The organism is Herbiconiux ginsengi (assembly GCF_900107435.1).
GTDB lineage: Bacteria > Actinomycetota > Actinomycetes > Actinomycetales > Microbacteriaceae > Herbiconiux > Herbiconiux ginsengi.
The window spans coordinates 631,511-653,407 of record NZ_FNPZ01000002.1 but is presented as its reverse complement, the minus strand read 5'-3'; the positions used below and the strand labels follow the sequence as shown (position 1 = coordinate 653,407).

The 21,897-nt window shown below is 68.3% G+C and carries 23 protein-coding genes and 1 tRNA gene; 18 read left to right on the top strand and 6 right to left on the bottom strand.

Annotated elements, in window-relative coordinates:
• The 5 genes from nadD (at window position 1) to BLW00_RS11405 (ending at window position 2,833) form a co-directional block, all read left to right on the top strand.
• Entirely contained in the window at window positions 1-630 is a 630-nt protein-coding gene (gene nadD / locus BLW00_RS11425; protein ID WP_092553930.1) for a nicotinate-nucleotide adenylyltransferase, read from the top strand.
• Window positions 627-1,769 (top strand): hypothetical protein, encoded by a 1,143-nt coding sequence (locus BLW00_RS11420; protein ID WP_092553927.1) that lies wholly within the window; start codon window positions 627-629, stop codon window positions 1,767-1,769. Before nadD ends, BLW00_RS11420 begins: the two co-directional genes overlap by 4 nt.
• A 33-nt stretch (window positions 1,770-1,802) precedes the next feature.
• On the top strand, window positions 1,803-2,174 hold the full coding sequence (rsfS, locus tag BLW00_RS11415; RefSeq protein WP_092553924.1) for a ribosome silencing factor: 372 nt from the start codon (window positions 1,803-1,805) through the stop codon (window positions 2,172-2,174).
• A 113-nt stretch (window positions 2,175-2,287) separates the two neighbouring features.
• Window positions 2,288-2,360: transfer RNA gene (locus BLW00_RS11410), tRNA-Ala, on the top strand.
• Between the two features lie 41 nt (window positions 2,361-2,401).
• Window positions 2,402-2,833, top strand: coding sequence for a DUF1801 domain-containing protein (locus tag BLW00_RS11405; RefSeq protein WP_092553921.1), 432 nt, complete (start codon window positions 2,402-2,404; stop codon window positions 2,831-2,833).
• Window positions 2,834-3,118: 285 nt separating this feature from the next.
• On the opposite strand, the gene BLW00_RS11400 is transcribed toward BLW00_RS11405, so the two are convergent.
• The gene (locus BLW00_RS11400; RefSeq protein ID WP_092553918.1) at window positions 3,119-3,574 is read right to left on the bottom strand and encodes a hypothetical protein; all 456 of its coding nucleotides are present in this window, start codon (window positions 3,572-3,574) and stop codon (window positions 3,119-3,121) included.
• A gap of 165 nt (window positions 3,575-3,739) precedes the next feature.
• Between BLW00_RS11400 and BLW00_RS11395 the strand changes: the two genes are divergently transcribed.
• Window positions 3,740-4,951 carry an ROK family transcriptional regulator gene (locus BLW00_RS11395; RefSeq protein WP_092553915.1) on the top strand — a complete coding sequence of 404 codons (1,212 nt, stop codon included), beginning with the start codon at window positions 3,740-3,742 and terminating at the stop codon, window positions 4,949-4,951.
• Window positions 4,952-5,066: 115 nt separating this feature from the next.
• Here the strand turns inward: BLW00_RS11395 and BLW00_RS11390 are convergent, their stop codons facing one another.
• Window positions 5,067-5,681 carry a helix-turn-helix domain-containing protein gene (locus BLW00_RS11390; protein ID WP_139256687.1) on the bottom strand — a complete coding sequence of 205 codons (615 nt, stop codon included), beginning with the start codon at window positions 5,679-5,681 and terminating at the stop codon, window positions 5,067-5,069.
• A gap of 54 nt (window positions 5,682-5,735) precedes the next feature.
• Here BLW00_RS11390 and BLW00_RS11385 point away from each other — a divergent pair, with 54 nt between their 5' ends.
• Window positions 5,736-7,115 carry an NtaA/DmoA family FMN-dependent monooxygenase gene (locus tag BLW00_RS11385; protein ID WP_092553909.1) on the top strand — a complete coding sequence of 460 codons (1,380 nt, stop codon included), beginning with the start codon at window positions 5,736-5,738 and terminating at the stop codon, window positions 7,113-7,115.
• Here BLW00_RS11385 and BLW00_RS11380 read toward each other — a convergent pair.
• On the bottom strand, window positions 7,112-8,068 hold the full coding sequence (locus tag BLW00_RS11380) for a Dyp-type peroxidase (protein ID WP_092553906.1): 957 nt from the start codon (window positions 8,066-8,068) through the stop codon (window positions 7,112-7,114). The two genes, BLW00_RS11385 and BLW00_RS11380, sit on opposite strands and share 4 nt — an antisense overlap.
• 124 nt (window positions 8,069-8,192) lie before the next feature.
• On the opposite strand from BLW00_RS11380, the gene BLW00_RS11375 reads away from it, so the two are divergent.
• From BLW00_RS11375 to ppk2, 5 genes are all read left to right on the top strand, one after another.
• Window positions 8,193-8,783 carry a PadR family transcriptional regulator gene (locus BLW00_RS11375; protein ID WP_245741527.1) on the top strand — a complete coding sequence of 197 codons (591 nt, stop codon included), beginning with the start codon at window positions 8,193-8,195 and terminating at the stop codon, window positions 8,781-8,783.
• 139 nt (window positions 8,784-8,922) lie between these two features.
• Window positions 8,923-10,464 (top strand): MFS transporter, encoded by a 1,542-nt coding sequence (locus BLW00_RS11370; protein ID WP_139256686.1) that lies wholly within the window; start codon window positions 8,923-8,925, stop codon window positions 10,462-10,464.
• A 93-nt stretch (window positions 10,465-10,557) separates the two neighbouring features.
• The gene (locus tag BLW00_RS11365; RefSeq protein ID WP_092553897.1) at window positions 10,558-10,740 is read left to right on the top strand and encodes a hypothetical protein; all 183 of its coding nucleotides are present in this window, start codon (window positions 10,558-10,560) and stop codon (window positions 10,738-10,740) included.
• A 2-nt stretch (window positions 10,741-10,742) separates the two neighbouring features.
• A complete protein-coding gene (locus BLW00_RS24245) occupies window positions 10,743-13,766 on the top strand; it encodes a helix-turn-helix transcriptional regulator (RefSeq protein ID WP_092553894.1) in 3,024 nt (1,007 codons plus the stop codon).
• Between the two features lie 304 nt (window positions 13,767-14,070).
• On the top strand, window positions 14,071-15,003 hold the full coding sequence (gene ppk2 / locus BLW00_RS11355; protein WP_092553891.1) for a polyphosphate kinase 2: 933 nt from the start codon (window positions 14,071-14,073) through the stop codon (window positions 15,001-15,003).
• An 85-nt stretch (window positions 15,004-15,088) separates the two neighbouring features.
• Here ppk2 and BLW00_RS11350 read toward each other — a convergent pair whose 3' ends face one another.
• Window positions 15,089-15,367, bottom strand: coding sequence for an acylphosphatase (locus BLW00_RS11350; protein ID WP_092553888.1), 279 nt, complete (start codon window positions 15,365-15,367; stop codon window positions 15,089-15,091).
• Between the two features lie 104 nt (window positions 15,368-15,471).
• Between BLW00_RS11350 and BLW00_RS22915 the strand changes: the two genes are divergently transcribed.
• Window positions 15,472-16,209, top strand: coding sequence for a Pr6Pr family membrane protein (locus BLW00_RS22915; protein ID WP_139256685.1), 738 nt, complete (start codon window positions 15,472-15,474; stop codon window positions 16,207-16,209).
• On the opposite strand, the gene BLW00_RS11345 is transcribed toward BLW00_RS22915, so the two are convergent.
• On the bottom strand, window positions 16,118-17,569 hold the full coding sequence (locus BLW00_RS11345) for a flavin monoamine oxidase family protein (protein WP_092553886.1): 1,452 nt from the start codon (window positions 17,567-17,569) through the stop codon (window positions 16,118-16,120). The genes BLW00_RS22915 and BLW00_RS11345 overlap by 92 nt on opposite strands.
• A gap of 71 nt (window positions 17,570-17,640) precedes the next feature.
• Between BLW00_RS11345 and BLW00_RS11340 the strand changes: the two genes are divergently transcribed.
• Both BLW00_RS11340 and BLW00_RS11335 read left to right on the top strand, forming a co-directional pair.
• Complete coding sequence (locus tag BLW00_RS11340) at window positions 17,641-18,072, top strand: pilus assembly protein CpaE (protein ID WP_092553883.1); 432 nt, start codon at window positions 17,641-17,643, stop codon at window positions 18,070-18,072.
• 31 nt (window positions 18,073-18,103) lie between these two features.
• Complete coding sequence (locus BLW00_RS11335) at window positions 18,104-18,934, top strand: aldo/keto reductase (RefSeq protein ID WP_092553880.1); 831 nt, start codon at window positions 18,104-18,106, stop codon at window positions 18,932-18,934.
• Here BLW00_RS11335 and BLW00_RS11330 read toward each other — a convergent pair.
• Window positions 18,927-19,769, bottom strand: a complete 843-nt coding sequence (locus BLW00_RS11330) for a DUF1295 domain-containing protein (protein ID WP_092554711.1) — start codon at window positions 19,767-19,769, stop codon at window positions 18,927-18,929. The two genes, BLW00_RS11335 and BLW00_RS11330, sit on opposite strands and share 8 nt — an antisense overlap.
• A gap of 98 nt (window positions 19,770-19,867) precedes the next feature.
• On the opposite strand from BLW00_RS11330, the gene BLW00_RS11325 reads away from it, so the two are divergent.
• The 3 genes from BLW00_RS11325 (at window position 19,868) to BLW00_RS11315 (ending at window position 21,795) form a co-directional block, all read left to right on the top strand.
• A complete protein-coding gene (locus tag BLW00_RS11325; protein WP_092553877.1) occupies window positions 19,868-20,350 on the top strand; it encodes an FHA domain-containing protein in 483 nt (160 codons plus the stop codon).
• The gene (ftsR, locus tag BLW00_RS11320; protein WP_092553874.1) at window positions 20,350-21,090 is read left to right on the top strand and encodes a transcriptional regulator FtsR; all 741 of its coding nucleotides are present in this window, start codon (window positions 20,350-20,352) and stop codon (window positions 21,088-21,090) included. The genes BLW00_RS11325 and ftsR overlap by 1 nt, the downstream gene beginning before the upstream one ends.
• 156 nt (window positions 21,091-21,246) lie before the next feature.
• Window positions 21,247-21,795, top strand: a complete 549-nt coding sequence (locus BLW00_RS11315; RefSeq protein ID WP_092553871.1) for a MerR family transcriptional regulator — start codon at window positions 21,247-21,249, stop codon at window positions 21,793-21,795.
• Window positions 21,796-21,897: the final 102 nt, after the last annotated feature.

Below are 21,897 nucleotides of genomic sequence, written 5' to 3'. Positions count from 1 at the left end.
ATGACGATCGATTCGCGCCGTGCCGACGCTCCGGCGGAGCAGCAGCGGCGGCGCCGTATCGGCGTGATGGGCGGCACCTTCGACCCGATCCATCACGGACACCTCGTGGCCGCGAGCGAGGTCGCGACCTCCTTCAACCTCGACGAAGTGGTCTTCGTGCCCACCGGGCGTCCGTGGCACAAATCGCCCGTGACCCCCGCCGAACACCGCTACCTGATGACCGTCATCGCCACGGCATCCAATCCTCGGTTCACCGTCAGCCGGGTCGACATCGACCGCGGCGGCGTCACCTACACCATCGACACCCTGCGCGATCTGCAGGCCGCGCATCCGGATGCCGACCTCTTCTTCATCTCGGGAGCCGACGCCGTCGCGCAGATCCTCAACTGGAAAGACGTCGACGAACTGTGGCAACTCGCCCATTTCGTGGCGGTCTCCCGGCCGGGTCACACCTTCGCCATTTCGTCTTTACCGCGCCAAGACGTAAGCTATTTGGAAGTTCCGGCGCTTGCGATATCGTCCACTGACTGTCGCGGCCGGGTCGGCCGGGGTTTTCCGGTGTGGTACTTGGTACCCGACGGTGTCGTTCAGTACATCACCAAGCACCATCTATATCGGAGTGTTGAATGAGTTCGTCCCACGATGAGCAGCCGCTGACGCGGCGGCAGCTACGCGAGCTGGAGCGCCAGAAACCGCGCAAGGAGCGCGAGGCCGACGCCAAGGCAGCAGAAGAGGCAGAAGCCGCGCGCAAGGCGCAGGCCGAGCGCGAGGCCGCGGAAGCCGCTGCCGCGGGCGTCGTCGCCGGCGACGGTGCGCCGTCGCGCCGCGAGGTGCGCAACCAGCCGGCGGCCGAGACCACGCCCGAGCCCGTCTCTGCCGTGCCGGCCGATGCGGCTGCTCCGGCTGATGCCGCTGGTGCGGCCGACGCCGAGATCGTCGAAGACACCATCATCCCCGAGATCGTCCACTCCGAAGACGACCTGCAGGATGACTCGGAGCCCGAGACGCTGGCCCAGCCGATCATCGATGTCGTGCCGATGTCGGAGTCCGTGATCGTTCCGTCGTCGGAGAACGACACGCAGTTCGCCGACGAGGGTGACGACGACGAGGCCCAGCACGCCGAGATCATCACCGAGACCACCGATACCGGTGAGACCGTGATCGAGCAGATGGTGATCGACGTCCCGATCGCCGACACCGTCGACCCGACTGCCGAGGCGGCCGCGCACGCCGAGGCCGAGGAGCGCAAGGCCGCCGCGTCGGAGCCCACGCTCGCCCCGATGTTCCAGAGCCCGGCCGATCGCACTCCGGTCTCGAGCGAGGAGCTTCCCTCCTCCTTCGACGACCTGATCTCGCTGCGCAACACGGCGGCCACCAACTCGATCTCCACCACGAGCGCGCTCGTGCTGCCGAACGTGCCGGGTTCCGGCGACGTCGGCACCGCGCTCGACGAGACCGGCGAGGTCATCATCACCGGTTCGATCGACCTGCCGGCCAGTTTCGGCGCCACCGGTGCTCCGGCATCCGGTCTCGAGTCCAACGACCTCGACACCTTGCTCGAGCGCTCTGAGGGCGAGACCGGCGCCTCCGACGTCGCCCCCGTGAGCGCCAGCCGAGCGATCTCGACGAACACATCGTCGACCTCGCTCATCGCCCCTCCGAAGCGGGCGCGCGCCAACGCTCCCGTCGTGCTCGCCATCACGGCGGGCGTCCTCGCCGTCGGCGTCGTCAGCCTGCTGCTCGCCGTCTTCGTCTTCCGGGTCTTCTAGGCTCCGGCCTGCCCGACAGAACAGAAAGTCTTCGTGACTGCTTCAACCCACTCGATCGAACTCGCACAGCTCGCCGCCGCGGCGGCCGACTCCAAGCAAGCCGACAACCTGGTCGCCCTCGACGTCTCGGGGCCGCTGCCGCTGGCCGACGTGTTCCTCCTGGCCTCCGGCCGCAACGAGCGCAACGTCGTCGCCATCGCCGAGGAGATCACCGACCGTCTCGCCGAGGCCGGCAGCAAGGTCATCCGGCGGGAAGGCTGGTCGGAGGGGCGCTGGATCCTGCTCGATTTCGGCGATCTCGTCGTGCATGTCTTCCACGAGGAAGACCGCATGTACTACTCCCTCGAGCGCCTCTGGAAGGACTGCCCCGTGGTGCCTCTCCAGGTGACGGCGGCGGATGCGTAGTCTGCGCATCCGCACCCTCTCGTGGTTCGCGAGTGGGCTCCGCATGTAGTAATCTAGACAAGTTGTTTCCGGGGAGATCCGGGAGCGGCAACCAAGATGTGGCAACACAGATTGGGCCCGTGGCGCAGTTGGTAGCGCACCTGCATGGCATGCAGGGGGTCAGGGGTTCGAATCCCCTCGGGTCCACCGAAGAACGATTGCATCGGCTCTCGGCTACATTGGCTTTCATGGGCCGGAGCAGGAACACGACCGACTGGACAGACGCCAGCGTCGACGACTTCATCGCCGGGCAGCCGAGCGAGAAGGTTCGCGCCGACAGTCGCGCCTTGATCGAGCTCATGTCTCGTATAACCGGTGAAGCGCCTCGGATGTGGGGCCCGACCATCGTCGGCTTCGGCAGCTATCACTACCGCTACGCCAGCGGCCGCGAAGGCGACGCGCCCCTGGCGGCCTTCAGCCCGCGCCGGCCGGAGCTGGTGATCTACGTCACGCCTGAGGCGCTCGACGCCGAGACGATGGCGGGGCTCGGCAAGCACCGAGCCACCAAGGCCTGCGTGTATGTCAAGCAGCTCGACGACGTCAACCTCGACGTGCTCGCGACGCTCGTCGAGCGCTCCATCTCTGTGGCGGAGTCCACCTATCCCCAGGATCGCAGCTAGCCGATCGCAGTTTTCGAGCGATCAGTGACCTGCTGCGGCGAGAACGAGGTTGGCCACGTCGCGCGGGTGGGCGACCATCGCGAGGTGGCCGCTGTCGGGCTCGAAGGTCTCCGCCTTCATCCGGTCGGCGGCAGGCGCGCGCGTTCGGGTTCGACGCCGTTCACGAAGTCGTCGGTGAAGGCGGCTTCGGAGAGCCGCGCGAAACCGTCGGAGGGCACGAGCCCGGCCGATGGCGGAGGATTCGGGAATCGGCCTCCGAGCGGGCGCGAGTCGCGTGAGCGACCCTTAGACCGCGATCAGCTCGGGAACCGTCGAGCGGAGGTCGGCGCGACCCGAGCCCACATGACCCAGAACGGTATCCAGCGCCGACGAGGAGCTGACGGCCCGCACGACGAACTGGGCGCTGTCGATCTGGATGTTCGTGGTCGGCGACCCGGCTTCGGCGTCCGTTCGCGCAATGGTGCGACCGACCGCGGTGGCGATGTTGTCGTAGAAGGCGCCCGACTCGAGCGGGACCTCGGAGTCGCACACCGTGACCGTGGTGCGGGGTGCGGTCGTGGCTGCGATGCCGTTGGACGACTCGACGGCGATGATCCGCACCACGAAGTCGGAGCCGGAATCGGCGTCGATGGACTCGCTGCGAAAGCCGACGGCCTCCGCGAGTTCGGTGACCAAGCGTACGTCACGCGCCGATCGGGGAGCATTCCACACCCAGGCGTTGACTTCCAGCTCGTGCTGCATCCGTGCCTCCTGCGTCGTCAGTCGCGACGAAACACGATGGCATCGTCGCCCACGACAAGGATTATGACATCAGAGGGGCGTCTTTTGCAGGCTTTTCGACAAAAGCGACTGGTTCGTTACGTTTCGGGGGAGGTTCGGCACCGGCGCTGTGGTTTACTGGGCCGCATGAGTGGAGTGTTCGGCGGCCAGGGCGTCGCATCGGCGCCGGGGAGCGGCGCGAGCGGACTCTTCCAGATCCTCCGCGACGGACGCCCGCGCACCCGAGCCGAACTGGCCGCGCAGACCGGGCTCGCCCGATCCACCATCGCCTCGCGGATCGACGCACTGCTCGCCCTCGGCCTGATCGCGCCCGTCGGCGAAGCCATCTCCACGGGCGGCCGTCCGTCGTCGCGCTTCGGCTTCAACCCGAAGGCTCGAGTGGTGCTCGCGGCCGACCTCGGTGCGACCCACGCCACGATCGGCATCAGCGATCTCAGTGGCGCCATCCTGGCCCGGCACAGCGATCCCATCGACATCACCGACGGTCCGGATCGCGTGCTCGGCTGGCTCGCCGACTCGGGCCTGGAGCTCCTGCGCTCGGCCGGACACGACGTGGGCGATCTGGCGGCGATCGGAATCGGGTTGCCGGGCCCGGTCGAGCACGTCTCGGGCCGGCCCACCAATCCGCCGATCATGCCCGGGTGGGACGGCGTCGATGTGCCGGGCCGCCTGCGCGACCGGATCGACGTGCCGGTGCTGGTGGACAACGACGTGAACCTGATGGCGCTCGGCGAAGTGGCCTACGCCTGGCCGGGGGTGCAGCATTTCCTCTTCGTGAAGGTCGCGACCGGAATCGGTTCGGGCGTGATCTCGAGCGGTGTGCTGCAGCGCGGCGCGCAGGGCATCGCGGGCGACATCGGGCACGTGCAGGTTCCGCACGGCGCCGACACGCCCTGCCGTTGCGGCAATCGTGGCTGCCTCGAAGCCGTCGCATCGGGGCCGGCGATCGCCGAGACCCTGCGACGCGCGGGTATCGACTGCCCGAACGGCGCCGACGTGATCGCGCGCGTGCGTGCGGGCGACGTGGAAGCCATCCAGGCGGTGCGCCAGGCGGGCCGCGACATCGGCGAGGTGCTCGCCGCCTGCGTCAGCTTGATCAACCCCTCGGTCATCGCGATCGGCGGATCGATGGCGCAAGCGGGCGAACACTTGATCGCCGGGGTGCGTGAGGTCGTCTACGCGCGCTCGATGCCGCTGGCGACCGAACATCTCTCGATCGTGCAGTCTCGGGCGGCGGTCGACGCGGGCCTCATCGGGGCGAGTGTGCTCGCCATCGAGCATGTGCTCTCGCCCGACCGCATCGACGCCCTGGCCGTGTCGGAGGCCGTCGGGTTCTGATCGAGCCGGCAACCCTTCGAGCCGACGGTGCAGCACGGATAACGGTGCACACGCGAGCAACCGGCGCCCTCTACGAGGTCGGTCGTGTTCAATTGCACCGAAACCGGGGCACACCTCAGTGCGACGGCGCCCCCGAAGTGACGATGACGACGCGGAAGCCGTGCGGGCCGACCGCGCGCCACCCGTGCGCGACGCCGGCGGCGACCGCGAGCGAGTCGCCCGGCCGCAGCGGATGCACGGTGCCGTCGACCAGACCGACCTCGAGCGTTCCGCTCAGCAGATAGAGGAACTCGTCTTCCTCGTGCATCGCGAACTCGGTGAACTCGCGCTCGACGCCCACCATCTCGATGCCGAAGAGGCCGCGTGGCAACTGTGCCAGTTGCCACACCGCGCGGTGGCCGGTCGCCAGCCGTTCCTGTGCGTGAACCACGTCGACACCCTTGCCGGTGAGGCGCGCTGTTGGCGGCGTCGCCAACAGCGACCCCGACGGCACGCCGAGTGCGGTCGAGAGCTTCGCCATCGAGGCGAGACTCAACCGCGCATGGCCCCGTTCGACAAGACTGAGGAAGGGCTGCGACATCTCGACGAGACCTGCCAGTTGCACGAGCGTCAGTCCGCGCTCCCGGCGCAGACCCCGGATGCGCCCGCCCATCGCCACGGCCTCGTCGTCGAGCGGCCCGGTCGATCGCCCCGCCGCCGAGGGCCCCGCCGCCGAAGGCCCGGATTTCACCGCCACGAAACCTCCCGAAATCTGCTGGAAAGATATTTATGACATAAATATCCCATGAACCCTCTCATTCTCGGGATCTTCCAGTACATCGGTCCGAACGGCACCGTCGGTTCAGCCTGGCAGCATCCGCGCGACACCTCGGCCGACTTCACCAAGCTCTCGCACTGGACCGCCCTGGCGAGGAAGTTCGAGGAGGCGCGGTTCGACTTCCTCTTCCTCGCCGACAGCTACGGCTTTCCGGCCCTCGACGGCGAACTGCTGCCGGCCGCGGTGCGGGAGGGACGCGGCATCCCGCACGGCGACCCCATGCCGCTCATCACGGCCGTCGCGGCCGTGACCGAGAAGCTCGGGTTCATCGTGACCACGTCGACCACGGTCGAGCCGCCGGCGGCCAACGCACGTCGCTTCGCCACCCTCGACCACTTCACCGACGGCCGGATCGGCTGGAACATCGTCACCGGCTCGTCGGGGGCCACCGCAGCGGCGTTGATGGGCAAAGACCTGATCGCGCACGACCTCCGCTACGACATGGCCGACGACTACGTCGACGTGAACCTCACCCTCTGGGAGGGGTCGTGGGAGGATGACGCGCTGGTGCGCGACAAAGCGAGCGGGGTCTACGCCGACCCCGACAAGGTGCACATCGTGCACCACGACGGACCGTACTTCCGCACCGATGGCATCCTGAACCTCCCGCCCTCGCCGCAGCGCACTCCGCTGCTGGTGCAGGCCGGCGCCTCGGGCCGCGGACGCGAATTCGCGGGACGCAACGCCGAAGCGGTGTTCGTGGGCGGCGGCGAACCCGAGACGGTGGCGCGCAACATCGCGGGCATTCGGGAGAGTGCGGTCGCCGCCGGTCGCCCGGCCGACGCGATCAAGATCGTGGTGGGCGCCCTCTTCATCACGGCGCCGACGAGCGAGGAGGCCTGGGCGAAGCACGCCGAGATGCTCGCGATGTCCACTCCCGAGGGCGCCGCCGCGATCTACGCCGGCAACACCGGAGTCGACCTGCTGGCGCTCGATCCGGACAAGCCGATCGCCCAGTCGCGCACCGAGATGGGCCAGTCGAACCTCGAGCGCTACCTCGGTCGCGACGGCAAGCCTGCGCCACTGGTGCGGGACATCCTCGAGAACTTCCGGCGCACCGGCATCAACGGCAGCGTGTTCGTCGGGAGCCCGACGGAGGTCGTCGACCAGGTGGAGGAGTTCGTGGCGCAGACCGGGGCCGACGGATTCCTCATCCAGCCGCACATGACGCCCGACACCTACGACGACTTCATCGAGCTGCTGTTGCCGGAACTCCGCCGCCGCGGGCTCGCCCGCAGCGAGTACGAGGGGGCGACGCTGCGGGAGCGCCTGTTCGGCGAGGGCAACGCGCACCTGCCGGACACGCATCGCGGCCACGCCTTCCGGGCCGGAAGGAATGCGGTCTAGTCGCCGAGCGACTCCAGCATGTCGGCTGACGGGATGAAGAAAGTCGACCCGGTGACCGCCCGGGAGAAATCGAGGATGCGGTCGTAGGAGCCCACGGGGTCGCCCACGAACATCCGGCGCAGCATCTGCTCGATCACCCAGAGCTCCCGCGCGTATCCGATGAAGTAGGTGCCGAACTCGCCCTCGCCCGGGCGGCCGAAGGGCATGTTGTCGCGCAAGATGTCGTGCTCCTGCCCGTTCGCGTCGACGATGGTGTTGAGCGACTTGTGCGACTTGCGGTCGTGCGGGCCCTCGTCGAGCTCGACGTTGTCGGCCTTGGTGCGGCCGATGATCCGCTCCTGGTCTTCGGTGCTCAACGCGCCCCAGGCGTCGAGGTCGTGCAGGTATTTCTGCACCACGACGTAGCTCCCGCCGGCGAACTCCTCGTCTTCTTCTCCCACCAGCGACCAGTAGGCCATCGAGGAGCCCGTGGGGTTCTCGGTGCCGTCGACGAAGCCGAGCAGGTCGCGGGAGTCGAAATAGCGGAAGCCCTGCACCTCGTCGACCACGGTCACGGCGTCACCGAGCTTGCCGAGCAGCAGGCGCTCCAGCTCGAACGCGAGGTCGGCGCGCTCGGCGCGGATGTGGAAGAGCAGGTCACCCGGGGTGGCCACGGCGGTGTGCACGGGGCCGCGCACCTCGAAGAAGGGGCGGAGCTGAGCGGGGCGCGTGGGATGCCCGAAGCGGTCCCAGGCGGCGGAGCCGATCCCGACGTTGCAGGAGAGGTGTCCGTTCAGGTCGCGGAAACCGACGGCGCGCACCAGCCCGCCGATGTCGGAGACGACGTCGCGAACCCGGTCGGCAGCATCCTCGCCCTCGCGGATGGTGACGGTCAGGAAGATCGCCGACGTGGACAGGGGAGCGTTGACGCTCTGCGGCTCGATGGTCGTGCGATCCCAGGCATCCTCATGCATGCTGCGATTCTAAAGGTTCGCTGTGAACGATATATCGATGAGTTGACATCATCCGATTAGCGATATATCTTTAACACATCGCGTAACACTCGCGACACAGACTCTGACAGAAAGGATGCATCCCATGCGAGGCATTCACAACACACAACCCATTCACGAACAGCACGGCTGGCAGCGCGGGCCCCACGGGCACAGCGGGCGAGGCGGTCGGGGCTTCGGCCCTGGTGGCCCCGGATTCGGGGGCTTCGGCCCCGGCTTCGGGCCTCGCGGTCCGCAGCGCGCGAGCCGCGGCGACGTGCGTTCGGCCATCCTCTCCCTGCTCTCCCAGGCACCCTCGAACGGCTACGGCCTGATCAAGGCGATCGCGGAGAAGACCGGGGGAGTGTGGCGCCCGAGCCCCGGCTCGATCTACCCCACCCTCCAGCAGCTCGTCGACGAGGAGCTCATCGTGTCGACCGGAGACGGCCGCCGCACCGAGTTCGAACTGACGGATGCGGGCAAGGCCTACGTGGCCGAGCACCAGGAGGAGCTCACCAAGGCCTGGGAGGCCACTCCCGGCCAGTCGGCTGCCGACGCGGAGTTCCACGCCGCGGTGGCCAAGCTGATGGGCGTGGTGCAGCAGTTCCGCTTCGCCGCGACCGATGAGCAGCGCGCCGAGGCGACCGCCAAGGTCGACGAGGCCCGCCGCGCCCTCTACCTCATCCTCGCCGACTAGCCCCACCCCCACCCCCACCTGGCCGCGATCCTCATCGCGACCCGCCAAAATCCGCCCCTCGAACCTCGGTTCGGGGCGGATTTTGGCGTCTGGCGAAGAGGTTCACGCGGAGTTCACCCGGGGCGGGGAGGATGCGGGCATGCCGGATTCCGCCATCGCGCGCCTGATCGACGGAATGCGCTTCGGCAAGGCGCACAAGCGGGTGTGGTTGCTCTCGTCGCTCGGCATCATGCTCGACGGCTTCGACTTCTTCATCATGGGTGTCGCCCTGCCCCTGATCGTGGTGGACTGGTCGACCACGCCGCTCGAGACGGGTCTCATCAGTTCGGCCGCCATCGTGGGCGCCATCGTGGGCGCGGCCGTGATGGGCCCGCTCTCCGACCGCATCGGGCGGCGGCTCGCCTTCCGAATCGACCTCACGCTCTTCGTGGTCTTCGCCCTCGCCTCCGCGCTGGCTCCGGGAGTGTGGTGGCTCATCCTGTTCCGCTTCCTGCTCGGCGTCGGCGTGGGCGCCGACTATCCGATCAGCGCCAGCTACGTCTCCGAGATCGCTCCTGCCCGGCTCCGCTCGCGCCTGCTGATCGGCGCCTTCAGCTTTCAGGCGGTGGGTCAGCTGCTCGGGGCGCTGGTGGGCCTGTTCGTGCTGACCCTCGATCCGAATCCGGATGCCTGGCGCTGGATGCTCGCCGTCGGCGTGGTGCCCGCCCTCGTGATCGTGGTGCTGCGGCGCACCGTGCCGGAGAGCCCGCTCTGGCTGGCATCGACGGCGCGCTTCGCCGAGGCGGCGGAAGCGATGCGGGTGTTCGCCGGGCGCACGGTGCTGGTGGAGGAGCTCACCGCGCGCGGCCCCGAACCGGTGGCGCTCACTCCCGAACAACTCGAGGAGGAGGAACTGCCGCGCACCGCGGTGGAGCTCACCGTGGCCGCTCTCGACCGTGGCGAGTCCGTCGCGGTGCCCATGCCGGCTCCGCTGATCACCGGCGTGCTCCGACCTGCGGATGCGGAGCCGGGCATCCCGAAACGCTCTCTGTTCTCGAAGCGCCTGCGTCGCGCCACGATCCTGACCAGTGTGCCCTGGTTCTTCATGGACATCGCCACGTACGGCGTGGGGGTGTTCACCCCGACGATCATCGCGGCGATCGCGCTGTCGCCGCACGGCGCGAGTTCGAACACGCAGTTCATCGCCGACGACATCACTTCGACCGAGGGCGCGGCGTTCCTCGACCTCTTCCTCGTGGTGGGTTTCGCCGCCGCGCTCATCCTGGTGCGCAAGCTCGGCCTGATCGTGCTGCAGGTCGCAGGTTTCGTGGTGATGGCCGCGGGTCTCACCCTGCTGGCGGTCACCAACCTGATGCCACAGGACACACCGGTGCAGCTCGCCCTGGTGTTCATCGGCTTCGCGGCGTTCAACCTCTTCATGAATGCGGGCCCCAATTCCACCACATTCGCGCTGCCCACCCTCGCCTTCGACTCCGTCACGCGCGGGGCCGGCGCCGGCTTCGCGGCGGCCAGCGGCAAGGCGGGGGCCGCACTCGGCACCTTCCTCTTCCCGCTCGTCCAGGCATCGCTCGGCCTCTTCAGCACCTTGCTCTTCATCGCGGGCGGATGCGTGGTGGCCGCGATCGTCACGCTCGTGCTGCGCCGTGTGGTCTCGACGGGACCGGAGGTCAGCACCGCTTAAGGTGCCTCAGTGAGGAATAGGGCATCTGCCCGATGTCGGGCCTCCGCCTTAGAGAGGAATCTCGAACCATCGAGAAACCCCACGGAGGACATCATGTCGATCACCGAGTATTCGTTCAGCTGGCTCCACCAGGCCCAGGAAGAGCGACTCACGCAGGAACTGGAGTTCCGGCGGGTCGCCGCAGAGCGGATCGAGCAGCAGGTTCCGGCGCCGAGCGTGCCCAAGCGGGTGACCCGCTGGCTTCGACGGATGTCGGTGGCCGGTGGCACGATGTAGGTATGCAGACGACGAGCCCCTTGCTCATCGGCCGCGAGAACGACCTCGACTCCCTGCGCACCGCGGTGCGCGAGAGCCGAACCGGGTCGACTCGCACGGTCGTCGTCAGCGGCGAGGCCGGAATCGGCAAGACCCGCCTCGTCGCAGAATTCCTCGACCACGTTCCGTCCGACAGCATCGTGCTACGTGGGCAGTGCATCGACCTCGACCGCGATGCACCGCCCTACGCACCGATCGTCGCTCCGTTGCGGGCGCTCGTAGCCGAGCTCGGCGAAGCCGCGATCCTGGAGGCCACAGGTTCGGCTGCGAGCCTCTCGCGTCATGCCCTGGCCATCCTGCTGCCCGAACTGGGGGAGACGGATGTGCCGGAGAGCCAGCGCCGAGGCGGGCCCGACCGGCTCTACGATGCGGTGGCCACGGTGCTCGAGAACGTGGCGCGTACGCGCCCGCTCGTGCTCGTCATCGAAGACCTGCACTGGGCCGATCAGGCGACGCTCGGCCTGCTCCGCTTCCTCCTGCGGGTGGTCGAGGAATCGCGCATCCTGTTCGTGCTCACCTTTCGCAGCGACGAGCTGGGTCGCGGGCATCCGTTGCGCGCCTGGCTGCCCGAACTCGACCGCAACCGGCGGGTCTCGCGGCTCGAGCTGCCCCGACTGAACCGCCGGCAGGTGCGTCAGCTGTCCACGGCGCTGCTCGGCACCCCGCTCGACGCCTACGATCTCGGCGTCGTCTTCCAGCGCACCGACGGGGTGCCGTTCTTCATCGAAGAGATCCTGGGTTGCGACTTCGAGACCGTCGAGAGCTTTCCCGACACATTGCGCGACATCCTGCTGGCGCGTTACGAGACCCTCAGCGAACCCACGCAGCGCATCCTGCGACTCATCGCCGCCGGTGGCGCGCGAGTGGAGCACGAGCTGCTGGCCGATGTGAGCGACGCCACGCCCGACGCCATCGACGACGCGGCGCGCGAAGCCGTCACGGCGCGGGTGCTCGTGGTCGACGACACGGCCTACTCCTTCCGGCACGCCCTGGTGCGCGAGGCCATCCACGACGAATTGCTGCCGGGCGAGCGGATGCGGTTCCACACCTGCTACGCGCAGGCCCTCGAAGACCGGCAGGGCGCCCCCAGCGTCGACTCGACGGCCATCTCCTACCACTGGATGGCGGCGCACAACGTGCGTGCCGCCTTCACGGCATCGCTCACGGCCATGGCGCAGGCGCGCGCCTCCTTCGCCAACTCGACGGCCGCGCGGATGGGGGAGCGCGCGATCGAGCTCTGGGAACAGGTGCCCGATGCCGAGGCGCTGGCCGACCGCACCCGGGTCGAGTTGCTCGCCGAGACGAGCTACATCCTCCGCAACGCGGGCGAGAGCGAGCGGGCGATCGCCCTGATCGACGAGGCCATCGGTGCCTCATCGCCGTCCGACGCCGACATCTATGCCAAGCTGCTCCGCGACAAGGCGTCGTTCCTCGCCAACATCGGGCACACCGGCTCGATCGAGCTGCTGCGTGAGGCGCTCACCGTGCTCGAAGGCCGGCCCCGCAGCGTGCTGCGGGCCAACGTGCTGGGCGAACTCGCCGCTCGTCTCATGCTCGAGGCGCTCTTCGACGAAGCGGTGGCCACCGCCGATTCGGCCTACGCCGAGGCCGAGGAGGTCGGTTCGCGGCCCCGGATGTCGGTGGCCGCGAACATCCGCGGCATCTCGCGCCTGTCGCTCGGCGAGATCGACTCCGGTCTCGCCGATCTCGCGCTCGCCGGCGAGCTGGCCGAGGGCAACGAGTCGGCCCGCCTGCGGTACTGGGTCAACGAATCCGACGCCATGAGCCTGCTGGGCCGCTTCGAGGAGGCCATCCGCATCGCCGAGGCCGGCGCCGAGCGCGCCCGGCAGCGCGGGGTCGAGCGCACCTCCGGCGCGATGTTGATGCTCAACGTGATCCAGCCGTTGTTCTCGCTCGGCGAGTCCCGCCGGGCCAACGAGATGCTCGACCGCGCCCTGGAGCTCGACCCGCCGATCGGGTTCAGCGCCCATCTGCAACGGATGAAGCTGCAGGCCACGGTATGGTCGGGCGACGCCGCCCTCGCCGAGAAGCTGCTGCGCGGCTGGCGTGCCCCGCTGAGCCTGCAGCTGCGGATCGACGCGCAGTCGCGCCTCGGTCTCGGCGCCGTCGCCGGCGAGATCGCCTTGGCCCGTGGCAACGTCGCGGAAGCCTGGCGTGAGGTGAGCGTCATCCTGGCGCCCGAGCACCGCACCTTCCCGGCCCACGACCTGCCGGTGCTCGCGATCGCGGCGCGCGTGCTGGGCTGCGCCCGCGCATCCGGTGTCGACCTGCGAGCGGGCGACGGAAGCGGCGCCGGTACCGGCACCGGCGCCGAAGGTGGTCTCGACGAGATCGAGCGCCGTCTGCGCGAGGCACTCGCCCTGGTGTCCGGCTGGCCGACCGCGGGAGCCTATGTGGCACTCTTCGAGGCCGAGCTGGGCGGCCCCGATCGCGCGGGCAGCGATTGTGCACTCTGGGCGGCCGCCGTGCAGGCGACGGTTGCACCGATCGCTCCCGCGCACCTCGAGCCCTACGCCCGCTACCGGCACGCAGAAGCCCTGGCGTCCGCCGGCGACCGGTCCGGCGCCCGGCTTCGCGCGAACGAGGCGCGCGTGGCGGCGGAGCGCATCGACATGGGCCTCATCGTCGATCGGGTCGATGATCTGGAGCGCCGGGTCGGCCTGGTGCGCATCGCAGGTGGTCGCGACAGCGGCGGAGGCGCCACCGCCACCGCCCCCGACGAGATCGCGCTGCCCGCCGTGCGTTCGGTCGAAGACGACCTCACCGAGCGCGAGCGCCAGGTGCTCACTCTGATCGCGCAGGGACTCAGCAATCGCCAGATCGCCGAACAGCTGTTCATCAGCGCGAAGACCGCCAGCGTGCACGTCTCCAACATCCTGCGCAAGACGAACACCTCCTCCCGCACCGAGGCCGCCTACCTCGCCCGGAGCTTCGAGGCGGTCCGGGTGGTCGAAAGCCGCCCCTAGGTGCCTTAGACGGCGTTCCTCGGGCCCGGCGAAGATAGGGCATTCGACGGATGAGCCCGCCTCGCCTCAGCGAGCAGTGTGTACTCACACCAACTCACGGAGGCAGGACATCATGATCGTCTTCACCATTGCACTCGGCTCACTCGCTCTTTGGGGCGTCGTCTCCGCCGCTCGCGGACTCACCCGCGACGGCTACCACCAGGTCCCCACCCGCTCGCGTTAAGCATCCGTTCACCTCGGCGTCGACCATCGGTTCGCGAGCTGCGCGATACTCCCGAACGCACACGCGCGTGAAGGAGAACCGATGGCCGACGACGCCACGATCGCACAGCTCGATCTCAACGACATGCTCGGCTACGTCGTGGTCGACACCGACGACGACGACCCCGTGCTGGTCGATCGCAACGGCGCCGTCGTCGACACCTGGCGCGAGGGCTACCCCTATGACGAGCGGATGGACCGCGACGAGTACGAAGGCACGAAGCGTCTCCTGCAGATCGAGCTCCTGAAGCTCCAGAACTGGATCAAGCTCGAAGGCCGCCGTCTCGTGATCGTGTTCGAAGGCCGCGACGCCGCCGGCAAGGGCGGCACCATCAAGCGCTTCACCGAGCATCTCAACCCGCGCGGCGCCCGGGTGGTGGCGCTCGAGAAGCCCACCGAGCGCGAGAGCACCCAGTGGTATTTCCAGCGCTACGTGCAGCACTTCCCGGCCGCCGGCGAGATGGTGATGTTCGACCGCTCCTGGTACAACCGGTCGGGCGTCGAGCGCGTGATGGGTTTCTGCGACGACCGCCAGTACGAGGAGTTCCTGCAACAGGCCCCGGCCTTCGAGCGGATGCTCGTGCAAGACGGCATCGACGTGGTGAAGTTCTGGTTCTCGGTCTCCAAGAGCGAGCAGCTCACCCGTTTCGCCATCCGCCAGGTCGATCCCGTGCGCCAGTGGAAGCTGAGCCCGATGGACATCGCCTCGCTCGACAAGTGGGACTCGTACACGGTTGCCAAAGAGGCCATGTTCGCCGCCACCGACACCGATCTCGCGCCCTGGACCGTGGTGAAGAGCAACGACAAGAAGCGTGCCCGGCTCGAGGCGATGCGCCATGTGCTGAGCCTCTTCGACTACGCCGAACGCGATGCCGAGATCGTCGGCGCACCCGATCCTCTCATCGTCGGATCGGCCGAACGGGTCTACGAGAGCGGCGAGAACGAGTCGCCCACCGCGTACGGCGTCTCGATCTGAGCAACCCGCACACGTCGACCCGTCACTTCGTGCCGCTTTGCGAGAACCAAAGCGGCACGAAGTGACGGGTCGATGCGCCTGGTGCTCAGTGGCGGATCTCGAAACCGGCCGATATGGGCGTGTCCAGCGCGGCATCCGCATCGATCTCGATCGACGTGACGGTGGCGCCGGGCGGGCCCGAGCGCATCCACTGCACCATCGCGTCGACCGCAGCGGCCGAGCCCTCCACCTCGGCGAGCACCGACCCGTCGCGGAGGTTCTGCACGAAACCCGTCACCCCCAGCGCGACGGCCTGGTCGCGCGCTGCCCAGCGGTAGCCGACCCCCTGCACCTGTCCCCGCACCACCACACGCCGACGCACCATCCTGAAATCCTGCCACGCGAGAGCGACTACCCTCGAAAGACGACCTCGTTCCGTGGGCGCACCTGCCGTGCGGAGCAGACCAGGAGCAGACGATCGGAGCCCGCGTGCGACGTGCTTTCGGTCTCGTGCGCCTCGCGGTCGGCGTGCTGGGCGCCATCGCCCTGATCTTCGACTTCGACTACGTGCTCGGTTTCAGCACCTTCTCCACCATCAACTACTTCAGCTATTTCACGTTCCAGTCGAATCTGGTGAACGTGGTGGTGCTCGGCGCCTCCGGCGCCCTGTTGCTGGTGGGCCACCGGATGGGTCCGTTCCTGGCGAGCGTACGCGCCATCGTCACGACCTACGTCGTCGTGTCGGGAATCGTCTTCGGGTTGATCGTCTCGCAGGCCGGGAGCCACCACTACCGCATCGACGTGCCGTGGTCGAGCCAGATCCTGCATTTCTGGATACCGGCGTTCGTGGTGCTCGACTGGTTCATCGGGGTCGGCCGGGTGCGCATCCCCTGGCGCACAGCCGCGATCGTGCTGGTCTTCCCGGTGGTCTGGGGCGTGTTCACGCTGATCCGTGGGTCGATCGTGCGCTGGTACCCCTACTTCTTCCTCGACCCCGACCAGGTGAGCGGCCCGGGGGAGTTCGCCCTCTACTGCGGCATCGCGATCGGGCTGTTCGCGGGAATCCAGGCAGGTCTCGTGGCGATCAGCCGATTGCATCCGCTCCTTCCGCTGAGCGAACGCGCCGACGCGCGACTCAGGGCACGATTGTCGGGGTCGGCGAGGGCGTTGCGGTCGAGAGCGACTCGTCGACGAACGGAACGAGCGTCCGCAGCGCCGCCTCGATGAACTCGTCGTCGCTCTGCTTCAGCGTCACCGGCACGTCTTCGGCCGCCGTCAGCCCCACCAGGATCGGCTGACCGGTCGCCGGCAGCAGGTTGATCCACTCGGCGATCTCGGAGGTCTCGTCGACCACCGAGAGCACCGTGGCATCGGTCGACCAGAACGGCTCGTCGAAGCGCAGCCAGAGCTGCTCGAGGGTTCCCATACCGAGTGCCTCGATCGAGGTGGTCGTCGCCTCGGGCAGGGCGGGGTCGAACTCGATGGTGCCCGCCTGCAGCACGCCGATCGGCACCGTCACCACGACCCGGTCGACCGACAGCGATTCGCCGGTGCCGAGCCGCAGGCTCACGCCGTCGTCGTCGTAGGCGATCCGGATGACGATGCTCGACAGCAGCACGTCGAGGTCGTCGAGGGCGCTCTCGATCACGGATTCGAGCCCGCCCACCACGAGCGAACCACCGGCCGCGAGGCCCGCGCGGTCGAGACCGTAGCCGGCCGAGAGGCGGAACGAGTTCGCGCCGTATTCGCTCGCGATCGCCGTCTCGAGGTAGTGGGTCAGTTCGTCGCTGGGCGAGACGCCGTCAGGCGCGGGTGCCGTAGAAAGGGCAGACGCGCCGGATGCGGAGAGCGCGCTCGCGAGGGAGGTGTCGGTCGGCTGCGCCCGGGCCCAGTCGACGGCGGTGGTGACGGCGTTCGGCCCGACGGTCGACGGCGGCACCACCACGCCGTCGAGGGTGCGGGTCTCGCGCGTCGCGTCGAGCGAGATGGTGCCGACGGCGTTCGTCCGCAGCAGCTGGTCGAGGGTGTCGCCGGAGACGGATGCCGCACCGAGTTCCACCGGGAAAGGCCAGTCGCCGCCCTCCCGCGTGTCGATCCGGCCGCCGACGCGGTCGCGGGCCTCGATCACCACCACGTCGAATCCGGAGTCGGCCAGGGCCCGGGCGGCCGTCGCGCCGGCCATCCCGGCGCCGATCACGGCGATCCGATCGTCGGGACGGGCGAGCGCCGCGACACGATCGGCGACTGCGGTTCCGGAGGCATCGGCGCCGATCACCGTGCCGGGGAACTCGCTCGAGGTGGCTTCGCCGGCGAAGAACACCCGGCTCGCAACGGTGTCGCGCAGCGCCGCCCGGTCGGCCGGAGTCGCGCCCACAGGCGTCATGCTGAACGACCCGAGCGAGTAGGGATCGGTGGCCCACGCGCTCCGCAGGAACGACGCCGGGCGCGGCACGAGAGAAGGTGGGGTCGGAGTGGTGGTGACGGTCGCCGTCGGCGGCACCGGCTTGGGAGGGGTGCAGGCCGCGAGCGCGGCGAGGGAGGCGGCCGAGATCGCCCCAGCCAGGAAGGTCCGTCGCTCGATAGCCATTACCTCCACGTTAGCCAACGATCTGCCGATCCGTCCCGGTGCCGGGCACCGAACGCTGGAATGATGGGCTGATGATCTCCATCGAGCTCGCCCGCGCCCTCCGCACCGCCGGTCTCCGATGGCACCCGCGCTCGGGTGACAGCTTCGTCATCGAGACCTCCGAGGCGGCCGGAGACGTGTTCACCGTCGCCGAGATGACCGTCGAAGTGCACGATTTCCCGTCCGGCCAGCTGATCGGCTTCAACGGCACCACAGAATGGGCCCTCGACTCGGTCGACGTCTCCGACACGCTGTGGCTACCGCGCGAAGACCAGCTGCGGGAGCTGCTGCGTGACGGTTTCCGGTCGCTCGCGGTCGACCGAGACGGCGGAGACCCGCTCTTCGTGGTGAGCGCGGTCATCCGCGGCACGCTGCGTGGCTACGAAGCGCTCACCGCCGAAGACGCATACGGGGAGGCCGTGCTCGACCTCATCGTTCAGAGTCTGGTCACCGAAGACGATTAGGGGCATGAGGGCGGAGGAATAGGGTGGTCGAATGACTGAAAACACCGTTCCCACCGTCACGCTCAACAACGGGATCGAGATTCCCCAGCTCGGCTTCGGCGTGTTCCGCGTCGACCCGGACAAGACCAACCGCATCGTGCGCGACGCCCTCGACGTGGGCTACCGCCACCTCGACACCGCGAAGATCTATCAGAACGAAGAAGGCGTCGGGCACGCCGTGCACGAATCGGGAATCGCCCGCGAAGACCTCTTCATCACCACCAAGCTCTGGAACGCCGACCAGACGAATGCGCAGGAGGCCTTCGAGAAGAGCCTCGCCCGCCTGCGCACCGATTACGTCGACCTCTACCTCATCCACTGGCCGACGCCGGAGAAGGACACCTTCGTCGAGGCCTGGCGCTCGCTGATCGAGATCCAGGCATCCGGACGGGCGAAAGCGATCGGTGTCTCGAACTTCACCATCGACCACCTCGAACGTGTGATCGCCGAGACCGGCGTGGTTCCCGCGGTCGACCAGGTGGAGCTGCACGTCGACTTCCAGCAGGCCGAGCTCCGTGCTTTCGCGGCCGCGCAGGGCATCGCCATCGAAGCCTGGGGTCCCCTCGGCCAGGGCAAGATCAACCAGTCCGACGAACTCGTCGGCATCGCCGCGGCGCACGGCAAGTCCGTGCCGCAGACGATCCTGCGCTGGCACACCCAGATCGGCAACATCGTCATCCCGAAGAGCAACAACAAAGACCGGATGGCCGAGAACTTCGACATCTTCGACTTCGAGCTGACGTCGGCCGAGATCGCCACGATCGCGACGCTCGATCGCGGTGAGGACGGCCGCAACGGCGGTCATCCGCTCGAGATCAACTGACCTCGGCCGATTTCGGCACCTGGACGTCCGTCGTCTTCCCGGGGAACCACGGGATGAGGGCGGACGTCCGCTTCTTGTAGTCGGCGTACTCCGGGTACTTCGAGAGCGTGATGCTCTCGGTGAAGACGGTCGACCCGATGAAGAGGATCGTGAGCAGGGCGGCGCCCGCCACGGTCCACTGGAAGACGGTGCCGGCGGCCGTCGCCCCGATGAAGAAAACCACCCACCACTGCGCTTGCTCGAAGAAGAAGTTCGGGTGGCGGGAGAAACGGAACAGGCCGGTCTGCACGAAGCGCGGCCGCGCATCCCGACCCGCCGCGATCTCCCTCTTCTTCCACTGCTGGAAGGTCCACTGCTGCTGATCGGCCACCGTCTCGCCCACGAGGAAGGCCAGGAAGACCACGAAGAGCAGAGCGTCGAGCAGGCCGAACGGCGTCGCGCGATGCTCGAACATCATGAAGGCGGGCAGCGTGATGAGCAGCAGGATGACGTTCTGGTAGATCGTGATGAAGAAGAAGTTGAAGATCTGGAACTGCCACGGCGTCATCCGGGCCCGCAGCACGGCCCAGCGGTAGTCCTCGCCGCCGGGCGCGTAGCCGCCCTTGCGCGAGAAGTTGAAGGTGAGGCGGGCGCCCCACAGGGTGACCGCCACGGCCAGCAGGTCGAGGCGCAGGTCGGCGAACCCGGCTGCCCCGGCGAAGATCCAGACGTAGACGATCGGGATGACCGACCAGATCCGGTCGACCCAGGAGTACTCCCGGGTGATCAGAGAAGCGACCCAGACCACCAAGCAGATCGCGGCGAACACCCAGATCGAAGCAATCAACGGAGCCATGGGAGAAGTGTAGGCCGCGCTCGGCATTCCCAGGGGCAATTCCCGGTTGGCGAGGCGCCGCGATCGGCTACGCTGGTCGGAGCAAGGAGGGCAGCCGGATGACGAACGACGCGAACATCGAACACACGACGAGCATCCCCGTCCCCACCACGACGGGCGACACGACGTTGTCGCTCACGGGCGAGTTCGCGGCGCAGCTCGCTGCTCTCGAGGGCGGCGTCACCAGCGAAGAGCTGGAGTCGATCGCGGCGCTGCCGTCGGGTTCGGCCCTGCTGATCGTGCGGCGTGGCCCCAATTCGGGCGCCCGGTTCCTGCTCGACACCAACGTCAGCACGGTGGGCCGTCACCCCAATGCCGACATCTTCCTCGACGATGTGACGGTCTCGCGCCGCCACGCGGAGTTCTCCCGCCACGGCCACACCTTCCAGGTGCGCGACCTCGGTTCGCTGAACGGCACCTACGTCGAAGGCGTGCGCGTCGACGACGCGTTGCTCGACGACGGCGCCGAGGTGCAGATCGGCAAGTTCCGCCTCACGTTCTACCCGTCGCGCATCGACGTGGTCACCGCAGCGGGAGAGTAGTGGCGGCCGCAGTTCAGCCTTCTCCGGAGCGGGGGGCGCGTTCCTCCGCATCCTCGGCGAGCACCGCATCCGGCTCGTCGCAACTCCTCGGCATCGGTCAGGTGCTCTCGAAGCTCACCGCCGACTTCCCCGACCTGACCCCGTCGAAGCTGCGCTTCCTCGAGGAGCGTGGCCTGGTGCATCCGGCCCGCACCCAGTCGGGCTACCGAAAGTTCTCGCAGAACGATCTGAGCCGGCTGCGCCTCATCCTCACCATGCAGCGCGACTGCTACCTGCCGCTGGCCGTCATCAAGGACTACCTGGCCGACGTGGATGCGGGGCTCAACCCGCCGATGCCCGGTTCGGCTCTTCCCGGCGGGGCGTCCATCCTGCAGACCGGTCGCCGGCTGAGCCGCGACGACCTCACCCGCGAAGCCGGTGCCACACCGATGCTGGTGCAGGACGCGTTCTCCGCTTCGGTGCTGACCCCGGCCGATTCCTATGGTGAAGATTCGCTCGTGGTGTTGAAGGCCCTCGTCGAACTGCAGCGCAGCGGCATCGAGCCGCGGCACCTGCGCGGCTTCCGGCAGGCCACCGAACGCGAGCTCGGCCTGATCGAGAGCGCGCTGATGCCGGTGGCGCGGCGCCGTGACCCGTCGAGCCGGGCCAAGGTCGCCGAGTTGGCGATGGAGATCGCGGGGCAGCTCGAGATCGTGCGATCCAGTCTCATCCGCTCGGCACTCGGCCGGATCGCGCCCTAGCCCGGAACGGCGGGGCCGGAGGCCGATAACGATTCGGTCGGACGCGCGACACGCCGCGCGCCGAAGTGGTGATGTCGTTGCCCCGCGGAGTCAGCATCGATAGCGTGGGGTAAGCACAAGACGAGTACCGGATGCCCCGGACGATGGAAGGCGCTGATGAGCGAGTTGATCCAGGACGACGATTCGCGCTACGATCTCGGACTCCTGTTCACCGATGGTCTTCCCGACCTCGATGACGCGAGCGGATATCGTGGGGCCGTCGCCGCGCGCGCCGCGGGGATCACCTACCGTCAGCTCGACTACTGGGCGCGCACCGCACTGGTCGAGCCCACCGTGCGCGGAGCCGCCGGCTCGGGGTCGCAGCGTCTCTACGGCTTCCGCGACATCCTCGTGCTCAAGCTCGTCAAACGGTTGCTCGACACGGGGATCTCGCTGCAGCAGATCCGCACCGCCATCAACCAGCTGCGCGAGTCGGGCATCAACGACCTCGCACAGACGACTCTGATGAGCGACGGCGCGAGCGTCTACCTCTGCACCTCGAACGACGAGGTCATCGACCTCGTGAGCCGTGGGCAGGGTGTGTTCGGCATCGCCGTGGGCAAGGTGCTCCGCGAGGTCGAGAACAGCCTGGTCGAACTCGACTCCGTCGTTCTCGACCCGGCAGACGAGTTGGCCGCCCGCCGCGCTGCTCGTAAAGCGGTATAGGCACCGAGCCATTTCCCGCGATGCGCGGCCTGCGGTCGCGCGTCGCTCGTTGCTCGCTCCGCCGCTTCTGCGGCGCGAGGCGATATGTTCGCGAGCGGTCGC